Raw genomic sequence first — 6208 nt, forward strand, 5'->3', positions numbered from 1 at the left:
TCCTCGGAGTACTGCGCCGCGAACTTCCMCCAGTAGTCGTCAGCGTCGTTGGTCTTGGCAACCATGATGGAAAATCCGCTCGGCGCGGCGCCAGCGCTTTCGGTTCCGCCACCAGATCCACCCCCGTCTGAGCTGCAGCCGGCGAGGACCAAGACTCCGATGAGCGGTGCTGCGAGGAGGGGCCACCGGAGAACCCGGGTGGCGGAGTGCTGTGACATGTCGACCTTTCGTGACTTCATTGTCGCCAGCGATCTGACTGGCTCGACCCGAGGGCCGGCTTCAGTATCCGCTAGATTTGTTCGCCACGCACATAAATATTGCGGATGCCGCGCATCAGCGGCGCTGGTAGGTGTGGGCCGCGCTGTATCGTGACGCACGAGTGAGAGCGGGGAGTGAGTATTTTGAGCAGCGGTCTCGTATCGCCCCAGGATCGGTTCGTGCACGGCCAGGTGATCAACTTGGTGCGCCGGGGCGAAGCCACCAGCCGTCCCGCTCTCGAACAGAAGACGGGATTCGGCCGCAAAGTCGTTGCCCAACGTGTTCAGCACGCGATTGACGTCGGTTTGATCGACGACAGCACCGTCGCCTTGTCTGCGGACCCCGGACGTCCGTCTCGCTTTCTCCGCTTCCGAGCAGATGCCGGCGTTGTCTACGCAGGGATGATCGAGTCCACACAGCTGCGTGCGGCTGTCGCTACTCTCGACGGGCAGCTGGTCGCATCACTGCACCGGATCTGGGATAGCGAACTCGGACCCGAGCCGACGCTTGCCGCGTTGAAAGACATGTTCGATCAGCTGGAGCGAAAGTCGCGAAGCACTCCTTGGGCGATCGGAATCGGGATTTCCGGTGCCGTGGATTTCGAGCGCGGAAGAGTCATCGCTTCTCCGATGCTCCCTGGATGGGATGGCTTCAGCGTGCGCGCCTCGCTGCGCGAGAGTTACGACTCTCCCGTCTGGGTCGAGAACGACGTCAATCTGATGGCACTGGGGGAGTGGCACCGGGGACATCCACGCGAGGACAGAGACCTGCTGTACCTCATGGTGGATGAGGAGGTGGGAGCGGCACTGATCTCGGGAGGACGACTGGTACGAGGCGACTCCGGCGCGGCCGGCAATATCGGTCACAGCCGCGTCACAGACGATCCCGCCGCGCTGTGCCGCTGCGGACTCACGGGATGTCTGGAAGCAGTGAGTTCAGGGTGGAGTCTGGTGCAGCGTCTCGCTGCTCGAGCTGACGAGAGTCCCCTCCTCGCAGCAGTTCTCCGGAGAACGGGAGCACTCACGGCAGAGGATGTCGGCGACGCGGCACGCGAGGGCGATCCGCTGGCATTGGATGAAGTCGCTAAGAGCATCCGTATGGTCGGTGCCGCCGCCGCCAACTACATCAACTTCGCCAATCCGCGCACGGTGGTCGTCGGAGGCGGGATGCTGCGTGTCGGCAACTGGACGGTGGACATGCTCGAGACCGAAATCCGCGGACGCCTCACCGGCATCGCCAATCGAGATCTCCACATCCGCGCAGCGTCTCTGGACCACCGCGAGGGTCTGGTTGGCGCGGCCATCCTCGCGGTGGAGCAACTGTTCAGCGCGGCCGCGGTAGGACTCTGGATCGATAACGGGTCACCCATCGGGCGCGGTGCGGCACTCCAGAGCTCGCTCCAGGGATAGAACGGCCCGTACGCACCTGTCACCGCCGCGCTTCCCCAGCTTCCCGCGAAGTGACGCCAGAACGCGAAACCGCGCCCGATGCGAAGTCCCGGCCAACAGAAGCGTCTTGACGTCTCTACACAATCACGAGGCGAGCACGTCATTCACGGCTGGGGCTCGCCCCGAAGAAATTTTTCCACCACGAATACTTTCGGTTTGGATAAAGTTGCCGTATGGTCGTACTTGCGTCCTGTATCAGCAGGTCACCGCAGGGTTCCGTGTAGGGGCCCCGGCTTCGAAGGAGAAGACATGACAGCTCTCACAGCAGGACAGCGACGTGCAGTGAACCCCTGGTGGGTGGGTTGGGTCGCGGGGATGGCATCGTTCGTGGACGGGGCGGCCCTGGTCGGAACCGGCTTGGCCCTGGTGATCTATCAACAGACGATCGGGCTGAAGCCGGAGGAGATCGGGCTGCTGACCAGCGTCCTGACCTTCGGCGTCGCGTTGGGTGCCATCGTCGGCGGCCGGCTGGGGGATCGCTTCGGTCGCCGGCGGGTCTTCATCACCACAATGCTGCTGATCGCGGTCGGTGCCACGACGGCAACCTTCGGCACGCAGTTCTGGGTGCTCTTCGCTGGCATCGCCCTCATGGGCATCGCGATCGGGGCGGACATTCCGGTGTCGCTGTCCACCATCGCGGAAGCTGCCACCGACGAGAACCGAGGCAAGATCCTTGTTTTGTCGAACCTGCTCGCCGGCGTCGGCATCGGCGCGGCCGTGCTCGTTGCAACATTGACGGGCGGCATGGGCAGGGCCGGCGCTCAGGCGATCTTCGGCATGATCGCCGTCGTCGCGGTCGTGGTCCTGGTCCTGCGGCTCAGCATCCCGGAATCTGCGTCATGGATTCAAGCGCGGAATGAGCGACGCAGTGGGATCCACACCATCCGAGCCGAGCGAACCCGGTTCCGTGACCTGATGAAGCCGCCGCTGCGCTTCCCGTTCCTCGTCCTCACGGCGTTCTTCACGCTGGTGAGCATCCCGATCACGCTGGTCAGCTCCTACGCGGCGTACATCGCTGCCAACTTCGCCGGCGTCCCGGTCTCCCAATTCTCCGTCTTCATCCTGCTCCTGGTACCTCTGGCGATCGTCATCCAGTACATATTCATGCGCGTGGTCGACACCCGGTTTCGGCTCACCTTCTTCCTCATCGGGGGTGTGATGTTCGTCGCCGCGTACCTGATCCCGGTGGTGTTCGGCGTGAGCCTCCCCACCCTGGTGGCAATGATCCTCGTCTCGGGGTTCGGTACCGTGTTCTGCGGAGAGCCGATCTTCCGGGTCTGGGTCAACGAGGCCTTCCCGACCCTGCTGCGTTCCACCGGTCAGGGAGTCATCTTCTCCGTCGCCCGCCTGGTGCCCGCTCTGCTGCTCGCCCCGATCCCGGTGCTGCTGACCACATCGCTGTCCGGGTTCCTGATCGTGATGTCCGTGCTCGCCGCGGTCGGTGTCGGGATCGGCTGGTGGGGGGTTCGCAGCGGCCGGATGATCAACGAATTCGACCACGAGACCGAAACGGTCGACGAGACCCCCGTTCCGGCCTGAGGACGGAGGAACATCATGACGTTGATCAGAACCGACGGATACGTCGCGACGGGTTTCGGGGATGTCGCGGACGCCTTCGCCGAGAACTTCGCTGAGCGAGGTGACACGGGGGCCGCATGCACGGTCTACGTGGACGGGGAACTTGTCGTCGATCTCTGGGGCGGCAGCAGCAGCGGTGGCCCCTTCACCCGCGACACCCGGAGTGTGTTGTTCTCTGTCAGCAAGGGAATCACTGCGATCTGCCTGTTGATGGCCGCCGAGGAAGGTCTGCTCGAGCTCGACGCGCCGGTCGCGGCGTACTGGCCCGAGTTCGGCGTGCACGGCAAAGACCGGCTCACCGTGCGGCAGCTGCTCGCACACCGAGCCGGTCTGATCGCGCCGGACGAGCGCATGACTGTGGAAGATCTGCGGGCCTGGTTCCCAGTCGCCGATGCTCTCGCCCGCCAGGAGCCGCTCTGGGCGCCCGGCACCGCGTTCGCCTATCACGCTCTGACGATTGGCTGGCTCGCGGGGGAAGTGTTCCGGCGAACCACGGGCAAACGACCCAGCGAGTGGCTCCGGGACAGGGTAGCCGGCCCGCTCGGGCTGTCGATGACCTTCGGGATCGAGGCGGGTGACGCGGACTTCGCCCCTCTGGGTGAGCCGCTGCCGAGCACCACCCCTCCGGCCGCCGGCGCCATCGCAGACCTTGACCTGATCGAGCGGGTGATGGGGATGAACGGGGCGTTCGACGGCCTGGACATCTTCGCCAGCGCGAACGGACCAGAGTTCCTCTCCTACGAGATCGCCGCGGGGAATCTCGTCGCGTCCGCACACGACGTCGCGCGGGTGTACGCGGCGACCGTCAGCGACGTCGACGGGATCCGGCTGCTGCGACCGGACACCGTCCGGGATGCGCGCCTTCCGGTCTCCGCCGGGGCACCGTTCGTCGGTGTCGATGCCGGCCACCGGTGGGGGACCGGCTTCATGCTGAACTCCGCAACCCGGCAGATGGCCGGCGAGGGCAGCTTCGGCCACGACGGCGCGGGAGGCCAACTCGGCTTCGCCCGCCTGGAAGGCGGGGTCGCTCTCGGATACCAGACCCTCCGCCCGGGGGGCGAACCCGACGGCCGCGCCGAAGAACTCTGCCGCGCACTACGCCGCTGCCTCTAACCCAGAAGGAACTCTTATGGCACTTGATCCGATCCTCACCACCTTCGTCCCTACCCCACCGCTGCCCGCCGAGATCGACTTCGGCGCCTGGCGCGCCCAGAGCGAGGCGGACGCGGCTGCCCTGGTCGAAATGTTCGCGGAGCCCGGCCCCGACGTTGCTGAGAAACGCATCGTGCACATTCCCGTCGAGGGGGGCACGATCGCTCTAGCGATCTATCGCCCCACGGCGGATGCGGTGTTTCCCGCGCACCTGTTCTTCCACGGCGGCGGCTGGGTGGCCGGTACCGGGCTGAGCGTATACACCGACATCATCGGCCGAGAACGAGCCGTCGGCGCGGACTGCGTCGCCATCACAGTCGACTACCGGAAAGCACCCGAGCACCAGCACCCCATCCCGCTGAAGGACTGCCAGGCCGCCCTGCTCTGGGTCGTCGAGCACGCCGAAGAGATCGGTGTCGACCCCTCACGGATCACGGTGGGCGGGGGATCGGCCGGCGCGAACCTCGCGGCCGCCCTGTGCCTCAAAAACCGCGATGAAAACGGGCCCACCATCCTCTTTCAACTCCTCGAAGTGCCTGCCGTCGATCTCACCATGAGCCTCCCGTCCCACTCCGACCCCGAGCTCGGCTCGAACTACGCCCTCCACCGCGCAGATGTTGAACGACTMGTGATGTTCTACCTGGGCGAGGACGGCGATCCGCGTGACCCGTACGCATCGCCTCTCCTCGCGGAAAGCCACGCCGGGCTCCCGCCCGCTTACATCATGCCCTCCGAGTTCGACCTTCTCCGTGACGACGCCGCCGCCTACGCGGAGAAGCTGCGTGATGCCGGCGTGCCCGCCACGTCCTCCATGCAGTACGGCCACATCCACCCCTCCAGCGGATTCACGAAGATCGTGCCCGCCGCCCGAGCATGGCGGGACGAAGCGATCGCGGTCCTGCGGACCGTCAACAACGGCGACCTGAATGACGCCCTCCGCACCGACCTCATGGCGCACCCCCGAGCTGCTGAGTCTGGAGACAGTGAAGCGGAATCGTCTGCGTCGTCTAACGGCCAAGTCGAAGCGACGTGACGCTGAGCATTGCCGCGGGTGCGGCAGATTCGCGACTTCTGCCCGAAACCATCGGTGCAAATCTGCTGGCGACCGCATCTCTCCATGGAGATCGGGAGGCGCTGGTCGACGTGCAAAGCGATCGGCGGTGGAGCTACGACGAGTTTGTCGACGCAGTCAATTCGGTCGCCCTTGGTCTTCACGAACTCGGGGTCCGCAAAGGGGATCGAGTCGGGATCTGGGCGCCCAACTGCCCGGAGTGGACCTTCGTGCAGTATGCGACCGCCCGCATCGGCGCGATCCTCGTGACCGTAAACCCTGCCTACCGAAGCGACGAACTCTCCTTCGTCATCCGGCAGTCAGGTATGAACACGATCATCGCCGCACCGCACTTCAAAGGCGCCGACTTCGGTGGCATGATCCGTGCTGCTCAGCGCGAGGCTCCGACCCTGTTGCATCTCGTGCTGATCGGAACACAGTCCTGGGAATCGCTCATCGACGGCGGCCGCGAACATCAGTGTTCCCAGCTGGACGCGATCGAGGCCGAACTGTGCGGGGATGACCCAATCAACATCCAGTACACCTCCGGGACGACAGGCTTCCCGAAAGGAGCAACGCTCTCCCACCGCAACATACTCAACAACGGCTGGTTCGTGGGTGAGTTGCTGCACTACACAGAGCACGACCGCGTCTGCATTCCGGTGCCCTTCTACCACTGCTTCGGGATGGTGATGGGCAACCTCGCCTGCACCAGTCACGG

The 6208-nt window shown here is 65.0% G+C and carries 5 protein-coding genes and 1 pseudogene; 5 read left to right on the plus strand and 1 reads right to left on the minus strand.

Annotated elements, in window-relative coordinates:
* A pseudogene (locus tag AC1DP3_RS17715) lies at positions 1-218 on the minus strand (sugar ABC transporter substrate-binding protein); the annotation flags it as partial.
* Positions 219-437: 219 nt separating this feature from the next.
* Here AC1DP3_RS17715 and AC1DP3_RS17720 point away from each other — a divergent pair.
* From AC1DP3_RS17720 to AC1DP3_RS17740, 5 genes are all read left to right on the plus strand, one after another.
* On the plus strand, positions 438-1667 hold the full coding sequence (locus AC1DP3_RS17720; protein WP_477295593.1) for an ROK family protein: 1230 nt from the start codon (positions 438-440) through the stop codon (positions 1665-1667).
* Positions 1668-1955: 288 nt separating this feature from the next.
* Positions 1956-3245 (plus strand): MFS transporter, encoded by a 1290-nt coding sequence (locus tag AC1DP3_RS17725; protein WP_477295595.1) that lies wholly within the window; start codon positions 1956-1958, stop codon positions 3243-3245.
* Between the two features lie 15 nt (positions 3246-3260).
* The gene (locus tag AC1DP3_RS17730; protein ID WP_477295597.1) at positions 3261-4397 is read left to right on the plus strand and encodes a serine hydrolase domain-containing protein; all 1137 of its coding nucleotides are present in this window, start codon (positions 3261-3263) and stop codon (positions 4395-4397) included.
* 16 nt (positions 4398-4413) lie between these two features.
* Positions 4414-5469: an alpha/beta hydrolase gene (locus AC1DP3_RS17735; RefSeq protein ID WP_477295599.1), complete on the plus strand. Its 1056-nt coding sequence runs from the start codon at positions 4414-4416 to the stop codon at positions 5467-5469.
* A partial coding sequence (locus AC1DP3_RS17740; protein WP_477295601.1) for an AMP-binding protein occupies positions 5466-6208 on the plus strand: 743 nt, incomplete at its 3' end. The genes AC1DP3_RS17735 and AC1DP3_RS17740, both read left to right, overlap by 4 nt.

The organism is Microbacterium sp. P5_B6 (genome assembly GCF_056400345.1).

What these genes read in the sequence shown, in the direction of transcription:
- AC1DP3_RS17725 (WP_477295595.1), top strand. Translation starts at nt 1,956, where the DNA reads ATGACAGCTCTCACAGCAGGACAGCGACGTGCAGTGAACCCCTGGTGG.
- AC1DP3_RS17730 (WP_477295597.1), top strand. Translation starts at nt 3,261, where the DNA reads ATGACGTTGATCAGAACCGACGGATACGTCGCGACGGGTTTCGGGGAT.